Source organism: Labilithrix luteola (genome assembly GCF_001263205.1).
GTDB classification, from domain to species: Bacteria; Myxococcota_A; Polyangia; order Polyangiales; family Polyangiaceae; genus Labilithrix; species Labilithrix luteola.
Map to the genome: position 1 here is coordinate 8,434,205 of NZ_CP012333.1, position 21,756 is coordinate 8,455,960.

19 protein-coding genes are annotated in these 21,756 nt (G+C 65.4%); 8 read left to right on the forward strand and 11 right to left on the reverse strand.

Annotated features, from left to right (window positions below; translation table 11 throughout):
* Window positions 1-94: 94 nt before the first annotated feature.
* The 3 genes from AKJ09_RS36625 to AKJ09_RS36635 form a co-directional block, all read right to left on the reverse strand.
* Window positions 95-532 carry a MerR family DNA-binding transcriptional regulator gene (locus tag AKJ09_RS36625; RefSeq protein ID WP_146652486.1) on the reverse strand — a complete coding sequence of 146 codons (438 nt, stop codon included), beginning with the start codon at window positions 530-532 and terminating at the stop codon, window positions 95-97.
* A 100-nt stretch (window positions 533-632) separates the two neighbouring features.
* Complete coding sequence (locus AKJ09_RS36630; protein WP_146652487.1) at window positions 633-1,778, reverse strand: esterase/lipase family protein; 1,146 nt, start codon at window positions 1,776-1,778, stop codon at window positions 633-635.
* Window positions 1,779-1,988: 210 nt separating this feature from the next.
* Complete coding sequence (locus tag AKJ09_RS36635) at window positions 1,989-2,174, reverse strand: hypothetical protein (RefSeq protein WP_146652488.1); 186 nt, start codon at window positions 2,172-2,174, stop codon at window positions 1,989-1,991.
* A gap of 866 nt (window positions 2,175-3,040) precedes the next feature.
* On the opposite strand from AKJ09_RS36635, the gene AKJ09_RS36640 reads away from it, so the two are divergent.
* The gene (locus AKJ09_RS36640; RefSeq protein ID WP_146652489.1) at window positions 3,041-3,505 is read left to right on the forward strand and encodes a phage tail protein; all 465 of its coding nucleotides are present in this window, start codon (window positions 3,041-3,043) and stop codon (window positions 3,503-3,505) included.
* Window positions 3,506-3,686: 181 nt separating this feature from the next.
* On the forward strand, window positions 3,687-5,294 hold the full coding sequence (locus tag AKJ09_RS36645) for an outer membrane protein assembly factor BamB family protein (protein ID WP_146652490.1): 1,608 nt from the start codon (window positions 3,687-3,689) through the stop codon (window positions 5,292-5,294).
* Window positions 5,295-5,358: 64 nt separating this feature from the next.
* Here AKJ09_RS36645 and AKJ09_RS36650 read toward each other — a convergent pair whose 3' ends face one another.
* Window positions 5,359-7,053: an alpha-keto acid decarboxylase family protein gene (locus AKJ09_RS36650; RefSeq protein WP_146652491.1), complete on the reverse strand. Its 1,695-nt coding sequence runs from the start codon at window positions 7,051-7,053 to the stop codon at window positions 5,359-5,361.
* A 383-nt stretch (window positions 7,054-7,436) separates the two neighbouring features.
* Here AKJ09_RS36650 and AKJ09_RS36655 point away from each other — a divergent pair, with 383 nt between their 5' ends.
* Together AKJ09_RS36655 and AKJ09_RS36660 are read left to right on the forward strand one after the other, a co-directional pair.
* The gene (locus AKJ09_RS36655; RefSeq protein WP_146652492.1) at window positions 7,437-7,712 is read left to right on the forward strand and encodes an NAD(P)-dependent oxidoreductase; all 276 of its coding nucleotides are present in this window, start codon (window positions 7,437-7,439) and stop codon (window positions 7,710-7,712) included.
* Between the two features lie 25 nt (window positions 7,713-7,737).
* The gene (locus AKJ09_RS36660) at window positions 7,738-9,645 is read left to right on the forward strand and encodes a PLP-dependent transferase (RefSeq protein ID WP_146652493.1); all 1,908 of its coding nucleotides are present in this window, start codon (window positions 7,738-7,740) and stop codon (window positions 9,643-9,645) included.
* Between the two features lie 14 nt (window positions 9,646-9,659).
* On the opposite strand, the gene AKJ09_RS36665 is transcribed toward AKJ09_RS36660, so the two are convergent.
* Both AKJ09_RS36665 and AKJ09_RS36670 read right to left on the reverse strand, forming a co-directional pair.
* The gene (locus AKJ09_RS36665) at window positions 9,660-10,472 is read right to left on the reverse strand and encodes an alpha/beta hydrolase (RefSeq protein WP_240488711.1); all 813 of its coding nucleotides are present in this window, start codon (window positions 10,470-10,472) and stop codon (window positions 9,660-9,662) included.
* Window positions 10,473-10,616: 144 nt separating this feature from the next.
* On the reverse strand, window positions 10,617-11,081 hold the full coding sequence (locus tag AKJ09_RS36670) for a GNAT family N-acetyltransferase (protein WP_240488712.1): 465 nt from the start codon (window positions 11,079-11,081) through the stop codon (window positions 10,617-10,619).
* A 314-nt stretch (window positions 11,082-11,395) separates the two neighbouring features.
* On the opposite strand from AKJ09_RS36670, the gene AKJ09_RS36675 reads away from it, so the two are divergent.
* Window positions 11,396-12,175, forward strand: a complete 780-nt coding sequence (locus AKJ09_RS36675) for a helix-turn-helix transcriptional regulator (protein ID WP_169928156.1) — start codon at window positions 11,396-11,398, stop codon at window positions 12,173-12,175.
* Window positions 12,176-12,204: 29 nt separating this feature from the next.
* On the opposite strand, the gene AKJ09_RS36680 is transcribed toward AKJ09_RS36675, so the two are convergent.
* The 3 genes from AKJ09_RS36680 to AKJ09_RS36690 all read right to left on the reverse strand — a co-directional run bounded on the left by AKJ09_RS36680 (window position 12,205) and on the right by AKJ09_RS36690 (window position 13,742).
* A complete protein-coding gene (locus tag AKJ09_RS36680; protein ID WP_146652496.1) occupies window positions 12,205-12,627 on the reverse strand; it encodes a DUF4149 domain-containing protein in 423 nt (140 codons plus the stop codon).
* Window positions 12,624-13,151 carry a hemerythrin domain-containing protein gene (locus AKJ09_RS36685; protein ID WP_146652497.1) on the reverse strand — a complete coding sequence of 176 codons (528 nt, stop codon included), beginning with the start codon at window positions 13,149-13,151 and terminating at the stop codon, window positions 12,624-12,626. The genes AKJ09_RS36680 and AKJ09_RS36685 overlap by 4 nt, the downstream gene beginning before the upstream one ends.
* 168 nt (window positions 13,152-13,319) lie before the next feature.
* On the reverse strand, window positions 13,320-13,742 hold the full coding sequence (locus AKJ09_RS36690) for a hypothetical protein (RefSeq protein WP_146652498.1): 423 nt from the start codon (window positions 13,740-13,742) through the stop codon (window positions 13,320-13,322).
* Between the two features lie 550 nt (window positions 13,743-14,292).
* Here AKJ09_RS36690 and AKJ09_RS36695 point away from each other — a divergent pair.
* A complete protein-coding gene (locus tag AKJ09_RS36695) occupies window positions 14,293-15,021 on the forward strand; it encodes a hypothetical protein (protein ID WP_146652499.1) in 729 nt (242 codons plus the stop codon).
* Window positions 15,022-15,141: 120 nt separating this feature from the next.
* Here AKJ09_RS36695 and AKJ09_RS36700 read toward each other — a convergent pair whose 3' ends face one another.
* Entirely contained in the window at window positions 15,142-16,479 is a 1,338-nt protein-coding gene (locus AKJ09_RS36700; protein ID WP_146652500.1) for a M20 metallopeptidase family protein, read from the reverse strand.
* 1,220 nt (window positions 16,480-17,699) lie between these two features.
* Here AKJ09_RS36700 and AKJ09_RS36705 point away from each other — a divergent pair.
* On the forward strand, window positions 17,700-19,766 hold the full coding sequence (locus AKJ09_RS36705; RefSeq protein ID WP_146652501.1) for a PAS domain-containing hybrid sensor histidine kinase/response regulator: 2,067 nt from the start codon (window positions 17,700-17,702) through the stop codon (window positions 19,764-19,766).
* Window positions 19,767-19,794: 28 nt separating this feature from the next.
* Here the strand turns inward: AKJ09_RS36705 and AKJ09_RS36710 are convergent, their stop codons facing one another.
* On the reverse strand, window positions 19,795-20,013 hold the full coding sequence (locus AKJ09_RS36710) for a hypothetical protein (RefSeq protein WP_146652502.1): 219 nt from the start codon (window positions 20,011-20,013) through the stop codon (window positions 19,795-19,797).
* Between the two features lie 617 nt (window positions 20,014-20,630).
* On the opposite strand from AKJ09_RS36710, the gene AKJ09_RS36715 reads away from it, so the two are divergent.
* The gene (locus AKJ09_RS36715; protein WP_146652503.1) at window positions 20,631-21,749 is read left to right on the forward strand and encodes an NHL repeat-containing protein; all 1,119 of its coding nucleotides are present in this window, start codon (window positions 20,631-20,633) and stop codon (window positions 21,747-21,749) included.
* Window positions 21,750-21,756 lie beyond the last annotated feature (7 nt).

Here is a 21,756-nt window from a genome sequence, read left to right on the forward strand (position 1 = left end):
CTCGTCCGGTCGATGGAGGCCGAGAAACCTGCCGGGGCAGAACGCGATGGTGACGACGCCCCTGCGTGTGACTACAGCGCCACCGCCTCGTCGGTCAGCGAGGACGCGTGACCGCGACTGGACGCTGCTCATGCTCTTGCACGAGCACGTCCACGAAACTCGCCGGCATCACGCATTCACCTTGGAACGGGACGCTCCGCAGCGCCTCGAGATCACGAATCGAACGTTCGAGGCGCGCGAGTTCGTCGCGCAACGTCGAAAGTCGTTCATCGACCATGCGCGTGAACGTCTCGAGCCGTTCTTCGGGCGTTCCTTGCGGCGGAACGGCTCCGAGGAATCCGGCCATGTCTTCGAGTCGTAGTCCGAGCCCCTGCGCCCAACGAACGACGACGAGTGTGCGGTAGGTCTGCTCCCCGTAGACGCGATAACCGGAGCGATCGCGATCGACCGCGCCTAGGACGCCCGCGCGCTCGTAGAATCGGAGAGCCTCTACCGTGATGCCTACTCGCTGCGAGAGCTCGCCGATCCGCATGCGGCGCGCCTTGTCGGCGAGTGGCGCGTGCACGGTTTTCGAGCTCGGTGATGGTTTGGGAGATCGTTTGGTCGTTGCCACGGGACTCTTCGGTCGAGGATCAGAACCCGCGTTTGGCGAGGTCGGTTGCGAGGACACGATAGAAGGCGAGGTGGTCGAACTTCGTATAGACGTCCGGTCTGTCTTTTCTTACTTGGCCGACTTCGTCCAAGTGGTCACTCGGGAAGCAGCCTCGGAAGTTGCCCCGTTTCGCATGTTCGACGGTGACCATGCCGTCTTGCGGAGCGAAGTCGAGGCCTCCGACGATGAGTGAGCCGGCGGTGAGCTGCAGCGCCATGAAGTCTGCACGTGCGACGGTGCCGAAGTAGATGCCGTTGCACGCTTTCAGCACTTCGCGTTGTTGCGACTCGGTTCGAGGCCCACCGATCGCGCGGCTCACGCCGGCGTAAGACTGATAATAGATGCCGGCCTGATCGGGATTCTCCGCGTCGAAGGCCGGGGCGTTCTTCTCGGAGAGGGACAACAATGCCGCGTGCAAATCGGTATTTGTGGCGAGGTCGTCTTCCGTGAACGTGCGACCGAAGGCGCTGGCGAGCGCATCGATGGCGTCGGAGAACTTGCCTTCTCCGGAAATGAAGTGGAGCCCGACGTCGGCGATGGCGCTGCCGCCGTGAGGCGTGGAGATGGTCGTGATGGACGCGATTTTCGACGCGTAGCCGAGGCTCGATGCGAGGTAGCGGGCGTCGAGGCCTCCCATGGAGTGAGCGACGAGGTTGACCTTTGCGGTGGCGAGGCAATTTTCGAAGGCGGCGCTCGTCTCGCTGCTGCCGACTCTGGCGGTGCAGTGCTCGTCGAGTGCACGATCCACGAAGACCGCGAGCCGCTTCGCGCGTGTGGCCACGCCCGCGAACGGCTCGACCTCGGTGACCGTCACGTGATGGCCGTCGGCTTCGAGGGCTTGCTTGACGCCGTAGTAGCTCCAGCTGTTCGTGCTCGAGGCGTTGAACCCGTGATGAAGAATGATCGGGTAGTTGGTCTTTTCGACGCGCCCGACCGTGAAGGGGGCGGCAACGTTCGTGATGGCGTCGCTCGTTGCGCACGATTCCGCCGTCGCGCAGGCGTCGTCCTTGTCCGACGCTTCGTCCGCCGCACATCCGACAACGGCGGTCGCGAGGGCCACGGCGGCAAGGGTGGCGTGGCCGAAAAGACTCCATCGAGTAGCGACGCGGGCGGTATCGAAGCGCATGCGCCGGAGGATGATCCCTCTAGTGCGCTTCAGGGCAAGGCGTTTCTCTCGAGCGTGACCCTTTGGAGGCGTTGGAGACACCCGACCGAGGTGGATCGTCCAGTCACCAAGTTCGAAGGACGCGCTGACCGGCGAGAGCCACGCGCGTTTTACGCGTCGCGTGGGCTGTCTGATCCATCGTCGAAGGTCGAGCGTACCCCACGACCGAAGTCATTCCATGCCGGCGTCAGTGTCGTTCGATGCGTCCGTCGAGGCATCGTCGGTCGACGCGTCGCCGTCGTCGACGTCGGCGGCGTCGGTGCGTGCGTCGGGGGCCGCGGCGTCATGAGTGCTCGTCGGCGAGCGGGCGTCGATGCCTGGCGCCCCGTCGGAGCCCGAGTACTGCGGCGGGTCCACCGTGCACGTCCACCGCTCCTTGTCGTTGCACGAATAGCCAGGCGGGCAGGTGTAGTCGGCGAACCAGCCGTCCTGGCAAGTCGCTCACCCCGCGCTGGCGTGCGTCAGAAGCGCGTCGAGAGCGAGAGGCCGGGTTGGCGCTCCACTGCGTACTCGCCCCCCTCCTGGACGCCGGGCTTGCGAGGCCGATCACTCTTCCGAGCATGACGGTTCCAAGCCCCCGACCGAGCAGCCCCATCGTCGTCGCATGCTGCGAGTCGTTCGCGTCCCGCGACGGCGGTGGCGCATGCGTGCTTGCTCCACCGCCTACTTCGGTAGCTCCGCACCCAACCATCGTGGAAGCGGTCGGGACCCCTCGGAAAGTGGTTGGAACCATCGTGCCCGGGGGTCGCGACCCGCTCGGAAGTGGTTGCAACGATCGTCGGACGCTCAGTGTTCTGGCGCGGTTGCTTCGAAGTGCTCGAACGACCTCTCGACCGATGGCTCGCTCTTTCCTTGCCTCGAACCTCGCGGAGGTTCTGCGACGTACGCGGGCATGCCCGTTCACTCTCATGGGTCATGATCTGCATCGTCGGCGCGATGGTCCGGGCACCTCCCCCGGTAATCCGGGCCGGAAGGGCGGCGGCTGAGGCGCGACTCGTTTCACGCACCGGGACGCTGACGTTCGTCGCCGCAAGGTCCGTCGAGCGTCAGCGTGGCGGCCAAAAATCGCCGCCAGCTCGCCGAAGAGGGGCATCGTTCACCTCGACGGGCTTATCGCCGCGGGCGTTGCGCTCAACCCGGAAGCAGCCGGCTGCTCTTTGTCGTTTAGGACGACTATACCGTGCTTCGCGTCACCCGAGAGGTGAAGCGGAGGTAGGCATTGCATGGCACCGGTGGTGGATTTTGTGAACGTTTCGACCGTGGGTCTCGAGTCGTCGCCGGTCGCCACAGCGCTGGCGGGGCTGCGCGCGAACGAGGCTCGTTACTTCAAGAACAAGTACGACCACGCCTTCACCACCGAGCCGGCGGCCAAGGCCAAGAAGGCGATTGAGTGGGTGCACGCCATCCTCGAGAAGGAGCGTGGGATCGTCATCGAGTCGCGTCCCCTCGAGGCCACCGCGTTCCAGGTCGAGAACATCCGGATCGCGTACGTATTCTACGAGAGCGGCCTTTCGATCAACGTCATGTACACCATCGACGATCCGAAGAAGCGAGCCGTCGGCTTCAAGCTCTCCGACGGAATGGAGATCCCTGGCGAGCTTGCCGACCGCTTCAAGTTCGCACGTCAGAAGTCGAAGCTCGCCGGCACAATCCGCGGTTCGTTCTTCGTCATCAAAGGCGAGTACTGACCATCCTACGTCGCAGCTTCTACTGCGACACCTCTACCGCCCTCGCATGCCGCCAGAACGCAGAGAAAGCCGCGAGCGAGGAGGCGATAAGGGCAGACGTTCGAACGTGGATGATGATCGAGGAGGGGGTCACCACACGCACTCTTAAAGCAGGGCCGAGACCGTGATATCCCTTCCGAGGATGAGAGCCACGGCGTCGGCGATTGCTTCCGGGATTGTTGCTACCATCGGGCTCGTCGCCCTCGACGCATGCGTCGGTGACGATCCGGTCGCCTCTGCGCGGATCGACGACGGGGGCGGTGGAAACGACGACGCCAACACCTCGGACGGGAGCAACGTGACGACCGACGGCGGGCCCGACGGCGATTCGGGCCCGGCGCAGGATCTCTGCAGCGATGCTTCCGGCAACTTCATCGCCGAACGCGCGTTCCCGTTCGTCGGAACGAACCATGGCACCGCGGGCGCGAGCAATGGCGGCTACGTCCTCGTCGGCTCGTTCAGCGGCACCGCGATCTATGCGCCCGACGCTGCGGTGATGACGGGCACCGGGACCACCGAGGACGCCGCAGTCGTCCGCTTGGATGCCAACGGCAACGTCGTGTGGCAGCAGCACTTCGGCGGCACCGGATCCGACGTCTTCCAGAGCGTTGCGGTCGACGATCAGGACAACGTCTACGTGACGGGCTACTTCTCGAGCAACACGTTCTCGATCGGCAGCTTCCAGTTCAACAACGCCAACCGTATGAATCTCGGGATCGTCGCGAAGCTCGACGCCGCGACGGGCAACCCGCTGTGGGCGCAGTCGTTCTGGCCCGGCTCGTATGGCTACGGCTGCTCGGCGATCGACTTCTCGAACGGACACCTCGTGGTCTCCTGCTCGATGGGACAGACGCAGACCTACACACTCCGCGACGGCAGTACGGCGGAGCTGAGCGCCGGTCAGATCGAGGCCTCCTCGGTCTACGAGCTCGACGTGACGAACGGCGGCGCGGTCTGGGCGCACTCCCTCAGCACGAGCGCCGGCACGAGCACGACCGCCCTGACCTATGTGCAGAGCATCGACGTGACGGCGACCGGGACGGTCGTCGCCGGCATCTTCAGCGGCGGCGCGCTGACCGAGAAGCCGGCGAACGCGATCAACGTGCCGATGGTCGGCGGACAGACCAACGGGTTCGTCACCGAGCTCAGCGCGCAGACCGGCGCGCCGCTCTGGGCCAAGGGCTTCGGCGACACCTCGGGTGCGGGCGAGGTGCAATCGACCTCGGCCGCGGGGGCCTCGAACACCGGCATCGTCGTCGGCGGCTCGTTCACCGGAACGGTCGACTTCGGCGCCGGACCTCACGCGGCTGCGGGCGGCTCGGACGCGTTCGTCATCCTGCTCGAGAACAAGTCGGGCCCGCCGTCGTGGGACAAGTACTTCAGCGGCACGGGGTCGGACGGGATCAAGCGCGTGCGCTTCGACGTCTGTGGGCGTCCGACGGTGATGCTCTTCACGACGTCGGCGCTCAGCGCGATGGACGGCGTCTCCTTCCCGGCGCCGCAAGCTGGCAGCGGTGGCGCATCGATCATCGCGAAGCTCGATCCGAAGGGAAAGCTGCTCTGGGCGAACGGCGTGACGCCGGGCGGCAACGTCGACCTGAATGGCATCAACCAGGACGACTTCGGGATCGACGCGAAGAACACCGCTCGCATCGTCGGCAACTTCCGGGGCACGGTCGATCTCGGCAACGGAACGCCGGAGAACGCGAAGGGCGGAAGCCACCCCTACGAGATCGTCTACGGGCCCTGAGGCCCTTGAGGCGTCGCGCCCCTGTCAGGGCCGGGGCGCGACGCTCAACCGCGGGAACTCCAGATTAAGGAGCGGCTCCATACAATTGGTTCAGGCGGGAGTGCGCGTAGGAGAGACCGAGGGGCATGTCCATTCGCCCGCCGATGACTTCGATGTAGGCGCCTGCTGTGTTCGCACGTGCCGCTTTCAAGGCAGCATCGAGCTCGCCGAGCGTCTCGACGCGCGCCGTGAACCAGTCCGCGCACCCGAGCGCCTTCGGTAGGTCGGCGTAGCGCCATTTCGCAAGGTCGTTGTACGTCCAGTCCGGGTATTGCTCGAGCGCCCGCTCCACCATGTAGCCGTCGTTGTTGAGGACGAAGATGATGGGCTTGGCGCCCCATCGGCCCATGTTTCCGATCTCGTTGGCCGTCAGTTGGTGCGAGCCTTCCCCGGTGAACAGAAGCGTTCTCCGCTTGGGATCGGCGAGCGCGACTCCCAACGCAGCGCCCGTGGCCCACCCAATCGAACCCCACAACATTTGGATGTGCACCTGCACGTTGTCCGCGAGCTGCATGGGTGGAATTCCGAAGCTCGTGCTCCCGCTCTCGAGGACGACGTTGTCGCCGGGTTGGATGAACGCCGCGTAACGAGGGTAGAGCGCTTCCATCGTGATCTTGTCGGACGGCTTCCCCGGCAGGCGTGGAGCCGCCGCTTCGGCTCGCTGGTAGCGTTGGGCGAGCGGTTTTAGCTTTGCGAGCTCCGCAAGGACGTCGGCGAGCCGTACGTTGGTGAAGACCCGGTCTCCGATGCGGACGTCGTTCAGCTCGATCGACACGAAGCGCGCGGGGTCGATTTGTCCTGAGAAAGCCGCGGTGTTTTCATCGTTGAGACTCACCCCGCCGAGGTCGAGAACCACTTCGGCCTCCTCGACGATGCGCTTCGTCTCTTTTTCGGTCACTGCTCCCGCGTACATTCCTGCGAATTGCGGATGGCTCTCGTCGATGATGCACTTCTCCATCGCGGTGGTCGCATACGGGCAGCCGAGCGCCTCGATGACTCTTCGGGCTTCATTCTGCAAGCCGAGACGCGACAGCGTGAACGCCGGCAAAGCGACGACGGACTTTGCGCGGCTCAGGTGGTCTGCGATGGCGGCGATGGCTTTCGCGAGGGAGGGCTCGTTCGATTGGAGCGTCGCACGCTGCACTTCCGTCCACATGACCGGGGTCAGGGCATAATCCGAAGGAACGACGATGTACGCTGGTTGATTGTTTCGACGCGCCTCCGCGATCACCCGCTCCATTTCAATCATGCAGTTCTCAGGAGTGATCACGGCGTGGGTGCATGCCGCTCCGGCGGATAGGGGGATGACGTTGTCGAACGCTCCGTCTCCGAATGTATGATGCATGACCTTGCGCAGGCGCTGGTTCTGATACGAGGGCATGCCCACGACGTGGTAGACGAGCGAGCGCTCGGCTTTTGCGCCCATGACCCCGTTGATCGCGGACAGCTCACCCACCGCGAACGTCGTGGACAGCATTGCTGCACCCCTGACGCGGGCATAGCCATCGGCCGCATAGGCGGCATTCAATTCATTGGAGCAGCCAACCCATCTGACCTTCGGGCTGCGAGCGATAGCGTCACAGACCGGGAAGGCGTAGTCACCCGGAACCCCGAAACAGTCGGTGATGCCCTCATCAGCCAATCGTTGGACGATGTAGTCGACCACGTGGATCGGTTGTCCCGTCGACGCGTCCGCCTTCTTGTCATTCTTGCCGGCCATCGGATACCTCCTTCGTTGGTACGTACGTGAGCCTTCACGCCGGACGCCGAATCGAAGCAAGCAAAGACCACGCTCATCAGAGCAAGGCTGGGCCGAAGGGCACGTCGAACGGGCTCGACCATCTCATTGCTCAGGCGAAGTCCGCGCCGTAAAGCGGGTCTGATTCAGCGCTGCGCGTTCCGCCGCAAACTGGTCGTCCATCGCAACTGAGTTCGCGCCTGATAGCTGTTCTTGCCGTCCAACTCGCCGCCCTCCGTCTCGGCACGGGATAGCGGGAGAGGGCGTCCCTCAGTCCAGGGACATTTCTTCGCGCTCGCGGTCTTCCTTTGCGCTGCCAAAGTCGAGGGGCGGCCCCGATCCAACGCTCGCACCGCGCACTCTCCTTGCGTCGAACCCACCCGCAGAACGAGCTCGCGATAAAGCTCGGCGACATCGGAAGAGGTCGCGAAGAGCTGCCTTCCTTCCGTATCGTCGATTCGCCGGCTGAAGCGGCGCGCGGTTCCGAGGTCGTCCTCACCAGGCTCGCGAACGACAAGGCCGCGGCCGAGGTCGTGCTCGATGGCGAAAATTCGCTCCTTCGAGGGCTCGGCGCAGGAGCCATTCAGGTCGCGACGCCACCATGCATGGGCTATTTCATCGTTACGGCTCGCGGACCGTGAGGGCGGTATGCTAGCGCCAATCGCCATGGCACAGCCGACGTCCTCGCTCGCCCTCTCCCCATCCTTTGCCTCGAACCTCGCGGAGGTTCTGCGACGTACGCTGGGCGTGCCCGGTGCGATGCCCGAGGACTGGGAGCCGCGCGCGACGACCTACGATCTCCCGCGCTTCGACTCGGAGACCCAGTTTGCGGCTCGCCTCGACGCGGCGCTTGCGCGGATCGTCGAAGGCGACGTGACGGCACCCGAGGCTATCCGCTCTGCGCTCTACGCCTGCAATCTCCCCTACGACTACGCGCGCCTCGGGCAGCCGCTCTCGACGGTCTACGAGCTCCTCCAGCAAGCGCGCACCGGGGCCGCGCGCGCCTTCTCGTTCGCGTCGGTGACGAAGCCCTGGCTCAGCGTCATCGAAGCGCCCGGACGCACCTTGCCCGTGCACGTCTTCGCGGATGGCGAGCTCCCCGTTTCGGAGGAAGAGAAGGCGCACCTCCGCCAGCAGGGCGTCGAGCTCCACGAGCAACACCAAGGGCCCGTCGCATCGCGTGAGGACGCGATCACGGTGCACGTGCTCGCGGCTCCATTCACCAGCGATATGGGCGCGCAGCAAGCCGATGCCGTCTGTTTCCCGGTGCCCCACGGCGGAGTCTTGCTGATCCGCGACGAGAAGCGCATCCCGCCCACGGGCATTCAGCTCATTCGCAAACGCACCGTCTCGGCGCTCCTCGCGGTCGACGCCTTGCACGCGCTCGAGCGCGATCTCGGGCTCACGCCGAGCGCCTTCCCCTCGTCGACGCCGGCCGCGTGCGACGCGAAGCTCCGCGCGCTCTTCCCCGAGATCACCGAGGCGCTTTACTTCTGCACCGGGCTTGCCGCGGAGGCCGCCGTCTTCGCGGCCGCGGTCTCTGTCCTCGGTCCCACACCCGTTACGTTCTTCTATGCGCAGAACGGCTACGGCGGTACCGGGCAGCTGATCTCCGAGGTCCTCGCTCCAAGTATGCCGCTGAAGCCTGCGCCGCTCCCCGTGCTCGGAATGGACGCCGAGGGCCGTGCGATCACGCTCGTCGACGGCATCCTCGCGCGGCTCGACGCGCTCGCCGGCGCGCCCGCGGTCGTCTTCCTCGAGACCCCGACGAACCCCGAGCTCCAGGCACACGACTTCGAGAAGCTCGTCGCTGGGCTGCGCGCATACGCGGCGCGCTGGGGACACCGGATCCCCGTCCTCGTCGACACGACGCTTGCGCCGCTCTATCCGGTTTTCCAGCTCGCCTGCGCGAAGGACTGGCCGTTTCTCCTCGTGAAGAGCGGCTCGAAGTATTTCACGAAGGGCAAGTCGACGCTCGGTGTAGTCGCATGCGCCTCCGATCCGATCGCGAAGAGCATTCTCGCCCGCACGCGTGCTCTCGCGAACGATGCCGACTCCCTCGCGCGCCCGTCGCAGCTCGCCGATCTCGAAGCGGGCCTCTCGGACCTCAGGCCGCGCATGGCGACGATCCGCGCGAACACCCTGCGTCTCGTCGATGGCCTTCGCTCGGCGCTCGCGGCGCGAGGCCGGGACATCACGCTCTATGCCATGACCGAGGCGCAGGCGCGTGAAGGGCTCGACTGCGGCCTCGTCTCCTTCTATCTGCCGCCGGCGCCGACAGACCACGCAGATCTGGTCGATGAGTTCGTCGACCACCTGCTCGCCACGGCGCCTTCGCTCGTGAAGAGCCGCGTGAGCTACGGGCAGTCGAGCGGTGGCGGCAAGCCCGATTGGTTTTACGTCATCAACCCGCAAGAATCGACGCAAGGCTCCTTGCCTCAGAGCGTCAAGGACGCGCAGAAGCGCGACAACGTCCAGATCTGCCGCGTCTCGGTCCCCGAGCACGCAGACGTCGACGGACTACTCGCCGCGATGGAGCCTTTCTTCACGCGGAAGTTCGGCCCGCGCTCGTAGTGGCGTAGAGCCCGTCAGTGGACGCCGCGGCTCGCTTGCTCGATGACGGCAGCGACGAGAGCCGGTTTCGACTCGTAGACTGCGTGGCTGCCCTTAACCTCGCTCACCGTGGAGCCCGCGCGCTTCGACATCGCATGCTGCGCGGGCGGAGGGATCATCTTGTCGTCGGTCGCGACGACGTACCAGCTTCGCTTGCTCCGCCACGCCGGGTCTCGGACCGTGCCCTCGAGCGCAGCGACCCCCCACGGCACTTGCGAGTCTGCGCGGAAGGCCGCCAGCTCTGGATCGAGATCCGCCGCGAACGAATCTGCGAACTTCGTCTTGTCGAGCAGGAGGAAACCGTCCTGCGGCGGGAGGATCGGCGGGACAGGAGCTCCCGGCGGCGGGTTCTTGATCAGCGAGCTGACCGACTCGCCCTTATCGGGAGCGAATGCCGCCACGTAGACGAGACCTGCGACCTTCGGGTGATTGCCGGCTTCCGTGATCACGACGCCGCCGTACGAGTGACCGACGAGGATCGTCGGACCGTCCTGCCGATCGAGGACCCGCTTCGTCGCGGTCACATCATCGGCGAGGGAGGTCGTGGGGTTCTGGACGATGCTGACTCGATATCCGTCCTTCTTCAGGTTCGCGTAGACCTTCTCCCACCCAGAGCCGTCGACGAAGCCTCCGTGCACGAGGACGACGTTATGAACCGCCGAGGCCGCCGCGGCGGGAACCGTCGCCCCCGTGTGCGTCGAGGGGGCCGAGGGAGGCGCAGCCAGGACCGTGCCGCCGAGTGCACCCGCCATCAGCATGCCAGCCGTCGCAGTCAGAATCGTCTTCATGATGTTCACCATTCGTCCCTTCTGACCCTGAGACGCGGCCCTCCGTGCGACCTTACCTGGCGGGGTTCGTTTTCTTTCGTCGGCTTCCTCCGCGCCCCTTCCTCGAGCGCCCCGGTCGCAGAGTCGCCACCGTCGCCCTGAACGTCAGGGTTCGAGCGCGAGCTTCATCCCTTCGTGGCTTGCAACGAAGCCGAGGCGTTCGTAGAAGCGGTGGGCACGCGTTCGCACCTTGTTCGACGTGAGTTGAACGCGAAAGCAGCCTCGACGTCGCGCTTCCTCGATGGCCCAACGCATCATGGATTCACCGACGCCACGGCGGCGTGCGGTCGGATCCACGATGACGTTTTCGATCAGCGCGACACGCCCTCCGCGGTATGCGACGTACTGAAGGATGGTGAGTTGGAAAGCGCCGACGACGCGGCCCTCGATCTCCGCCACGAGAAGTGCGTTGTTCGGGTCCGTGTGGATCGCGGCGAGTGCCTCGGCATAGCAGGGATCGATCGGCTCGCTCGGGTTCTCGTCCCTCTTGTTCCCCTCCTCGGGAATCGCCCACAGGCGCACGAGGAAGGGTAGATCGCGTTCCACCGCGCAGCGGATCGTCGGGCTCATGGTCATGAGCTAGCACGAGCACGCGGCGTTGGCGTCCGCGCCGGCCGGCGCTCACGGCATGCCCTTTGGTGTTTCGCGAAGTCCCGCCCGGAAGAGCGCAGGAGTCTGGCGACCCGTCGAGCACTCCCGTGGCTTCGCTCCGCGAGAGTGTGACGACCGTGGGGCCGGTCAACGTGAGTGAGGGCGTGGCGTGGACAGTCAGCCAGGCTCCGCTGCCGCGACGTAGCCAGATAGGCTGCAGGATTCTGCGAGTTTAGGTTGGATCGGAACCGGACTCCATGAGGCCGCTGGGGTCATGCAATAATCACGACCTGATGGGGGGCATACCTTGGCGTCGAGCTCGGTCGGTCATTCGTTTGCTGAACGAGGTGCGTGAGCTCGGACAGACGACCGAGGCCGCTCGTGCCCACCTCGTCGAGAGTCTCCTCGTCGTCGTCGGCGCCGTCATCGGCACGTGCGTGCTGGACGTCGATTACCGGCCCGGCGCGAAGAACAGCCTGACGAAAGTGACGCTCGCCGGCTTCGACGACACCAGCATCGCGCTCTTCCAAGCGCATCAGAGCCACGGCGCGTGCGTCAATCCCTATCACGTGCAGCAAATCAATCGCCTCAGCGCGAAACCGTGCGAGGTGTTTGCGGCGACGGACTGTGATCTGCTGACGAAACGTGACTGGTATTCGTCGCCGTGGGTCTCCGACGTCGCGCGCCCGGCGCGTTTCGATCACTTTGTCGCGACGGTCCGGCCGCTCGACGGGAACCACCGGGTCGAAGGGCTTTCCTTCATGCGCGCGGCGGCCGATCGGCCGTTCTCGGAGGAGGACCGTGACGTGCTCCACCTCGTTCACCTCGAGTGCGCAGGGCTCTACGTCGAACAGCGGATGGGCATCTCGCTCGCACCGCGCGTCGAGGCCACGCTCGAGCACCTCCTCACGGGCGCAACCGACAAGGAGATCGCCGTGCGGCTTCGTTTGAGCCCGCACACGGTCCGTCAGTACGTCAAAACGATCTTCCAAGCCTACGGCGTGTCGAGCCGCGCGGAGCTCATCGCTCGGTCTCTCCGCGGCAGGACCGCGACGCGACAGCGACTCGCGTAGCGTCGCGAGCAGTCCTATCTAGCCTGCAGTCATGCTACGTCGCGAAGTCCGGCGTTGTCTCCTGCGTCGGCCAGAACGATGTCGGCCAACTCGGCGATGGCACCACGCACCTCGTGCGCCCCCGTCATCAAGACGACGAGCGCGACCAGGCCGAGCTTCCACGCGAGCACGCGACCGAATCCGCCTGCCGAGAATGCCGGGTTGCTCATCGTGGACCAGCCGATTCCCCGGTAGTGGAGGTTGGCGGTGCCGGTCACAAGGAGAACGCCGAGCGAGACCCCTCCGATGACGCGAAACCGGGCTCCGATCCGTTCGAGAAGCGCCGGCGCGGCTTGGCGCGCGTCGATGCTCCGCAAGACGGGCACGATCGCGGCGGCGAAGAACACCATCGAGCCGACCCACACCGCGGCGGCGACGACGTGGAGCCAAACGCAGAGGACGTAGCCGCTCATGCCTTCCTACGCGCCGCTGCTGCGCGTGCGACGAGCTCCTCGATGGCGAGGTAGGCGCGCTCGCCGGCGAAGTTCGGGGCGAGCGGTGGTATGGGCGCTTGGCGCATGCGCTCGACGATGTCGGGATCGTCGGCGAGCAGCTCGTCGGCATGCGCATAGAGCCCGCTCTCGCCTTCCTCGAGGGGATCGTGCAACGCGAGGAGCTCGGCGAGCCTTGCGAGCAGCTCGGGCGAGGGCGGCGGCACCAGCATGGCCGCGATCGCCGAGTGGTCGCGGCGGAGCCGTATCGCCAGGGACGGCTCATCGCCGTGTCCGCCCGCGTCGTTCGTCGGGTCGCTCCGTCGAGCCTCGCCGGCCCGTGCGCGAATCGCGCGGAGCAGGATCTTCTCCTCGATGCCGATGTGGCGCAGCAAGGCTCCGCGAAGCTCGTCGTAGGCGGCCGAGTCCCCCGCACGGGCGCGTGCGAGCAGCTCTGCGATGCGTCGGTGGTCGCCGATGAGGAACTCCGAAATCGGGCCTGTCATTTCTCCTGCCGCCCGCGACGGTGTCCGGCACGAGCGTTCCACGAAATAGGTGGGGCCAATACCTGTTTATGTCCAGCCCTCGCGTGAGCTTTTTCCGCGCGGCCGCCCACCTCGCCCCACGTTTTCGGCGCCCGGTGTCCTTCCGAAATGGAGACGAGTCGACGCCACTCAGATCGCCGCGGCGATCGATAGCGCGATGAAGGCGGCGCAGAGCCAGCCGAGGAAGATCGTCACGCGCAAGAGCTCCATGGCGAGACCTCCCTTGCCGGGGAGAACGGCCCCGAAGCTGCCCAAGAAGGTGAAAGGGGCAACCATGATCGAGAAAACCGAAACGCCCACGAGCATGGATCCCGGGCCAATACTGGCGCCTTTCGCAAATCCCCCACCCACGAACTCGAACGCTACGGACAGCATGGGAGGGGCGGCGGAGATGGCCCAGATCCTCAGGGCGATGACCACGTTCTCGGGATGCTTCTTCTCGATGCTCGCGTAACCCAGTGTGAAGGCCGTCACGAGCAGGCCAACGAGTGAGCCCATGGCGGCGATGGCGAAGTCCTTCTCGACCGGAGTCCCATACGCCAGACAGTCCATCCACCTAGCTTGGTGTTCGATGAACAACCGGCGAGTGCGTGGGCGACCGTTCGAGGATGTTCCGCGACCGTTCGACGACTCCGAGACTTCGACGATCTCGTGCGTCGCGAACACATGGCGTGTCGTTGCACCCTTCGCGATTGCACGTCGCCGCCGTCGCCATTGTGCGGTCGTCATTCCAAGTGTTGCTACGGAGAAGTACGTCTTCGCCGCTTGCTACGGCGCTGGCGGTGAGAAGTGAGCACGACCTTCGATGGGGCGGGTCAACATCCACGCTGACACCGGGTGCTGCGCCAAACGCGATGCTCTCGCCTGACGCATGGCTTGTCCGATGACCAGTCGGGCCGTTCGGTTCATTACGCGCGAGAGTGAGAGCGGCATCGATAGCTCGTTGGGAGGACGCCGACGGACGAAGGCGCGATGCGCGCTCAATCCCGCGACGATGATTGAGGCGGAGAGCGCTTCGCTGGAGAGGCGGAGTGCGCACGAGACGCGTCGCTCGATGGTCTGTCGCTTGCTTCGAGAGAACGGCAAAAGGGGGACTCCACACATGCACCGTTCACTCTCATGGGTCATGGTCTGCATCGTCGGCGCGACGGGTTTTGCGATGGGCTGCGGGAGCTCGGCAGACGGCACACAACAGGGGTTTCAGTGCAGCGACGCCACCATCGCGCATGGTCAGTCGACGACTTGTGACGCTCAGGGGCAGTTTGGTACCAGCCTCCCCGTCACGTACCTTTGCGGGCATGTGAGTGATGTCGGGGTGAGGACGCTTCCGCAATCGAACGGAGCCAGCGGGCAAGGGTTCCCGTGCCCTGGTCCGACGGTCGACCTCGGCAAGTGGCCTCCGTCGACCCCTCCGGGGGCATCGAGCAGCTCGGGGAATCCGAGCGGCAACGAGGACCCGGGCTCCGTTGACACGCCGCCGACCAACGGCGGCGAAAGTTCCGGAGGGCCTCCCACGGAGTCGAGCAGCGGCGGAGCGCCGACGTCCGGTGGGGAAAACCCTGGCGTGCCTCCCGCGGAGTCGAGCAGCGGCGGAGCGCCGACGGAGGGCAACTGTGAGCAGGGATATGTCTGCACGACGCAAGGGGAAGGCAAGGTCTCGTGCGTCTGCAGCAAGTGCGAAAAGGGCTATCACCTCAAGAACGGCCAATGTGAGCAGAAGGGAAACAACGGGGTCGGTAACGGCCTCGACCCGCAGCCGCCGGGAAATCCACCGGTGAACGACGGTCCGGGTACCTCCCCCGGCAATCCGGGTCGGAAGGGCGGCGGCTGAGCCGCGACTCGTTTCTCGCACCAGGACACTGACGTTCGGCGCCGCTACGTCCCGTCGAACGTCAGCGTCCCTCGGCGCGGCCCACGCGCATGCCGGTCTTTTTTTCCTCTCTCCGCGGAATTATTGCTTCGAAAGGTGGTCCCAGATCACGGTGCTCATCGCCTTGGTGCCGATGACAATCGCGTCTTCGTCCGCGTCGAAATCCGGGAAATGCGGAAATCCGGAGAAGCCTTTTTCGCGATTCTCGACACCGAGGAGGACCATGACGCCCGGTGTTCGTTGGAGGAAGAAGGCGAAGTCCTCGCTCGCGTAGGGCACGGTACCGTGCATCGAGAGCACGTTCTCCTTCCCCACGACGTGAGCGAGCGTCGCGGCCGTCCGATCGGCGACCTGGTTGTCGCTGCGCATGGCGGGGAAGGGGCCGCCGTCGCGGAACGCGAGCTCATAGGTACCCTCGGGGACCTCGCGCGCGACGGCCTCGCGCACGGCATCACGGATGCGCTCGTACGCGCTGTCGTCGGAGGCCTTCAACGATCCGCGAAGGACGAGCCGATCGTCGACCGTCGACGACGACACCCGCAGGAAGACGGTCTCGTCGTAAGGACCGTTCGGGTCCTGAAGATCGGCCACGAACTTCGCGATGTCGTCTCCTGTCTCCGGGGGGGCGATGGTGCCGATCGGGGCGAGATCGGCTTTGAGCTTGTTCTCCATCTCGGGCGTGGAGTGTTCCGTGTCGAGCGTGATGGTGAAATTGTCGAATCCGGCGAGCGCAGTCCCTTGCGCGAAGACGGTACCGACGTGGTTCGGGAAGGAGTGCAGACCATAGATGACCTGCGGGTCGAGGCCGTCGAGCGCGCCGTCACGGAGCATCGCTGCAGCACCTTCGACGGTCTCCTCTGCAGGTTGGAAGAGGAAGACCGCCGTGCCTTGCAGCTGGTCGCGCATCGAAGCGAGCGCGGTCGCAACGCCGACTCCGATGGTGCTATGCAGATCGTGACCACAAACGTGGAAAACGTTCGGTACCGTGGAGCCATACGCGCGACCCGGCGGCTCCTGGTTCGGCATCGCATCCATGTCTGCGCGGTACGCCACGACCGGGCCGGGCCGACCGCCGCGCAAGACGCCGACGACGCCGTGCCCTCCGACGCCGGTTCGGACCTCGAGGCCCTGCGCTCGGAGACGTGCTTCGATGAGCGCGGCGGTCTGCACCTCCTGGCCGGAGAGCTCGGGATGACGATGGATTTCACGACGCATGTCGATGAGCTCCGAGCGTAGCGATTCGGCGCGCGCGCCAATCGCGGCGGATGCCGATTCGCTGCCTGTACCGCTGCTGCCTGTGGGGGGCGAGCCGGCTTCCGCGGGCGTGTCGGTCGCGGGTTGGTCGGAGGTGTCGGTCGTGCTCGAACAGGAGGCGAGCAACATCGTCACGAAGCCGAGCGCGGGAGAGAAGCGTTTCATGGTGACCTCCTTGAAGCGTGCTGGGATGTGCTGTTGGGTCACCGCCCGCGGACGAATCGTTCACTCGCTATTGGTTTTTCTTCGCCGCGCGCTCGCCGAGTCGAGCTCCGCCGGGCCGTTGTCGCAGTGCGCGCGTGCGTGCGGCGCCTTCAGGCCCGCCGGGGAATCGGGCAACGGCCTGTCCGTACAACTTCAATGCGCTCTGCGTTGGATCGCATCACACGCCAAGAGCACCGATCTCGATCTCCCGATTTTTAGTATCGCGCAGAATCGATGTTTCTGTGCTTGATAAAGCAATGATGATAACAATGAAGGGTTCGTTATTTCTTTGGTATGATTTTGAAGTGCGTGCCGCTATTCGTTATTTGTGCATTGGGCGTGTGTGTGGCGAAACACGCGGATTCGGGGTTGAGCCGCAACTATGACGCCCCGGCGAGGTCCGACACCGAACTGGTTGGAGCCGCCCCGTCGAGGAACGAGCTCGGCCCCGGCGAATAGGTGCGATAGTCACGCTGCCCCTCTCGAGGACGAGGGCGGGGCGGGGCGTCCCGAAACCGCGGCAGCCGCGAAGCTCGAAGACTCATCCCTACCGGCTTCGGGACCTCACGCTCGCACTTCAGTCCAGCTCGCATGCTCGCGACCGTCGAAGAGGTCTGCACGTAGCCAGCGCACTCGCTTCGCCGCCGCGACCACAGCTTCGATCGAGCGCATGCTCATCCCGAGCGCAACAAGGCGGACCTCGACGAGGCTCCCCACGCGATCAAAGTACGACCTCGAGCTCGGGCCGTCAGCAAGATGGACCCGATGCCGAGGCGGCTATCGAAGAAGACGATTCCCTGACGCCCAAGCGACCGACCGGGGCAACGGCAATACGTTCGATGAGCGGAGCGTGAGCCGAACGTAAGCGGGCGCCGCGGGTCCGCACGGGGCTGCGGCGTTTCTGCATTTACGGAAGGACGCCTTCGGCGACGCACCGCGGAAATCCACGATTGGGCACGGCGTCTCGTCATGCTCGACTCGGATCGACAGCGAGACGAAATGAGCCGCGCTGGTCAGCGAGCGGCGCGCTTGCCAACCGGAGAGCTTGCGGGATGCACGAATCATCGTGACCGCCGACGCGACGGGGCGCCGGTGCGAAACATGCATTGACGGTTTCGTTCGAGATCCATCGCGCTACTTTTGTAGCGCGCGGTGCAACTACGAAGGGACATCGAACGTAAATGCCGATGGCTCTGGATTACCGCCAGCTCTTCGAGAGGAGCCCCAACCCGTACATGGTGCTCGACGGGAACCTCTGCTTCGTCGCGGCCAATCGCGCCTATCTCGACGTCACTGCCTCGAAGCTCGAAGACCTCGTGGGTAGAAACGTCTTCGATGTTTTTCCCAACGATCCATCCGATCCGAACAACGAAAGCGTGCGTCTGCTCCGCAGTTCGATCGAGAACGTGCTCAAGACCGGCAAAGCGGAGCACGTCGCCCTGGTTCGATATCGCATCGCACGCGCTCCAGGCGAGCCGCCGGAAGACCGCTTCTGGAGTGCGACGCATACGCCGCTGCTCGATGAGACAGGCAAGGTCGCCTACGTCGTCCAGCACACCGTCGACGTGACGAACGTCCGAACCCTCGGCAGCGACCAAGCGTGGCTGCTCGGCCGCGCCTTTGCCGTCCAACAGGCCAACGTCACGCTCGATGCCGAGCTGCGCCATTTGCGAAGTCTGTTCGACCAAGCGCCGGGATTCGTGGCCGTCTTTCGCGGGCCGGAGCATGTGCTCGAGATCCACAATCAAGCGTTCGCGCAGCTCGTCGGACCACGCTCGATAGCGGGGGCGCGCGTTCGTGATGCGCTGCCGGAGGTCGACCCGCGCGTCATCGCCGAGACGCTCGATACACCTTTTGCGACGGGCAAGCCCTTCACGGGACGCGAGCAGAAGATCGCTCTCCGGCGTGGGAAGCGCCAACGTCTCGAGAACGTCTATCTCGACGTCGTCTGTCAGCCGTTTTTCGACGCGCGTGGAAAGGTCGCGGGCATCTTCGTGCAGGGCACCGATGTCACGGCGCGAAGGCTTTTGGAGGATCAGCGCGAAGCACTCGAACGGGAACGCTCCGAGCTCCTCGCCCGTGAAACGAGCTTGCGCGCGCAAGCCGAGGAAGCGAATCGTCTGAAAGACGAATTCCTCGCGACTGTCAGCCACGAGCTGCGGACTCCGCTCTCGGGCGTCATTGGCTGGTTGCAGCTCTTGCGCATGCGGAAGTTGGCCGACGACCGAAGAGCGATCGTGCTCGATACGGTGGAGCGGAACGCTCGAGCGCTGGCCCAGTTGGTCGACGACCTCCTCGACGTGAGTCGCATCGTGAGTGGGAAGATGGCGCTCACCGTGCAGACCTTGGAGGTCGCACGGACGGTCGAAGCGGCGCTCGAGGTGGTCCAGCCCGCGGCAGCCGCGAGGGGCGTGACTCTGACGTCGGCACTCGATACGGATCTCACGGTGCTCGCGGATCCTTCGCGACTGCAGCAGGTCGTCTGGAACCTCGTGACGAATGCCGTGAAATTCACTCCTCGCGGTGGGCGCGTGCATGTCGCGGTGCGGCGTATCGATTCGACCGTCGAGATCTCGGTGAGCGACACCGGAATGGGAATCGACGAGGGATTCCTGCCCTTCGTGTTCGAGCGATTCCGTCAGGCCGATGGGGGGCGAACCCGACGTCACGGAGGTCTGGGCCTCGGTCTCGCGATCGTGAAGCACCTCGTCGAGCTGCACGGGGGCACCGTCTCTGCGGAGAGCGAAGGCCCGGGCAAGGGCGCGTGCTTTCGGGTGAGTCTGCCCATCGCGGTGACCAGGCGCTTCGATCGTGCATCGAACGATCACGAGCGCGATGACGAGGAAGAGGAGCTCGCGCCGGAGCTCGGCGGCGTTCGCATTCTGCTGGTGGAAGACGACGCCGAGGCGCGCCAGCTCGTTCAAGAGATCCTGGTCGAGGCCGGCGCCACGGTGACCCAGACGGCTTCGGTGGCCGAGGCCCTCTCGAAGCTCGACGAGAGCACTCCAGACCTCGTCCTCTCCGACGTGGGAATGCCCGGTCAGGACGGCTTCGACTTGATTCGGAGGATTCGTTCGCGGCCGAAGAGCCGCGGCGGGCGCGTGCCTGCCGTGGCGCTGACGGCCTTTGCGCGCACGGAGGACAGGACACGTCTGCTCCGAGCAGGTTTCCAGGCGCACGTTCCGAAGCCGGTCGACATTCCTGAGCTGCTCGCCGTGCTCGCCACGCTCGCGCCCTCCTCGGGCTGAGCGAGCGACACCCAAGAGAGAAGGTCGTTCAGTCGAGAGCGCGATCCGGCGTGGCCGAGATCTTCGGTCCGGGCGAGATCTCGGGGTGCGCCTCGACGTGCGGCGGGATCTCCGCGGGCTTCGTGGACTCGGCCGCCTGCTTCGGCGCGACCTTCGCTCCTACCTCGCTCGGCTCCTGCGGGTGGGGGAGCGGCTCGGACGGTGCCCCGGCGGGGCGTGGCGGCGGGACGAGCTCGTCGCGGGACATGCCGCGAGCTTAGCACCAAGTCGTGGGCGCGGCGCAGCGTCGGCGGACCCAGCTTTCCCAGCTCTCGAGCGTTTCAGCGAGAGCGGCGCGCTCGCGAGGCAGGCGCCTGCTCAGATCGTCACATTCGTCGGGATCGGCTTCGCTCGTGGCCGATCGATTGTTCGACGACGCCTCGCCCGCGAGCTCGAGGATCGTCGGAGTCAGATCGGCCAGGCTTACCGGCGCATCGACCGTGGACGGGGGAGCTCCCGCGACGCGCGCGAGGAGGAGCGTCCGAACGTCGGGCTCGTAGAGGGAGTGGCCGTGGTACTCGAACCCGTGCTCTCCGAAGAGCTCGCCAAGGTTAGCGTGGGGAAGAACGGGACCGAACCCGTCAGTGCTGCGACCATGAAGGGAACCCAGCGGCGAAACATGCGGTCTCGCATGTCGCTGTGTCGGCGCGGCCCGAGAAGCGATCACCGGCGAAGCACGAATTCGAGTCGTGGCCGGCTTTTGCCGGGGATTCCCTCAAATGCGGGGATCGGCAATGGCGCGGGCCGCGTCTATCGTCGAAGTCTCACCGGGCACGGCCGAGATTCCGCGGACGTCGCTCGCGGCTCGTCGCTCTCAGAGGCAACATGAAGCTCACACGCATTCGACACACTTTCGCAATCACCGCATGCCTGGCGCTGGCCGGCGTTCATGGCTTACTCGTGGCGTGTTCGAGCGACGAGCACTCTGCGTGCGTGAACGATTGCGGTGATCCGACCACGCCGGGATCGTTCGAAGCGGGGGCCGATTCGTCGAACACCAGCCCGAGCGGACCGCGCACCGACGCGGGGCACGACGCGTCCAGCACCGATGCAGCGCATGGTGACGATGGAGGCGATACCGAGGGGACGGGCGACGGCGGCCCCGTGCAGCTCGCCACCGGGCTCGATTACCCGTGGCACATGGCCGTCGGCGGCGGCTACGTCTACGTGGTCGACGGCGACGGAGTGGAGAAGATCGATACGAAGACCGGCACCAAGACCACGCTTCCGTCGACCGGGATGTACGTCGGAGCCGACGCGACGTACGCCGTCTGGGCGAATCAGAACGGCGACGTCTATCAGCTGGCCCACACCGGAACCACGCCGAAGAAGGTCGGAACGGGCGTTGCGACGGGCAACATCAACTCGATCTCGACCGACGGCACGAAGGTCTACTGGACCGAATTCCTCAACCGCGGGAAGGTGAAGGCCGTTCCGGTCGACGGCAATGCGGTCACCGTCGCCGAGGAGCTCTCACCGGCGCTGCTCTATCCGTCCGGCGTTGCCTTCGCGGCGGGCTCCGTGTTCGTCGCCGAGAGCGACGGCAATCAGTCCGACGGAACGATCAAGAAGCTGACAGCGGGCCCCGGCGCAGCGCCCATTCTCGGCCCGCTCACGGGACCCTCGTTCCCGGTGAGCGATGGCACGCACATCTTCTGGTGGGAGAAAGGCAATAGCGATCGCATCGTGGGCGCCTCGATCGATGGTACGGGCATGAAGACGCTCGTCTCGGTCGCCACGAGTCCGACGCTCGCGACCGACGGCACGAGCCTCTACTACGTGAACGCATCGGGAACGGTCTCCAAGGCACCGGTGGCCGGTGGAATTGGCACGCCGACTCCGCTCTACACGTTCTCGTACCATTGTGAGGCGCTCGCGGTCGACGCGACGAGCGTGTACTGGGCCGACTACGACCACGGAATCGTCTACAAAGCGCCGAAGTGATCGCGGG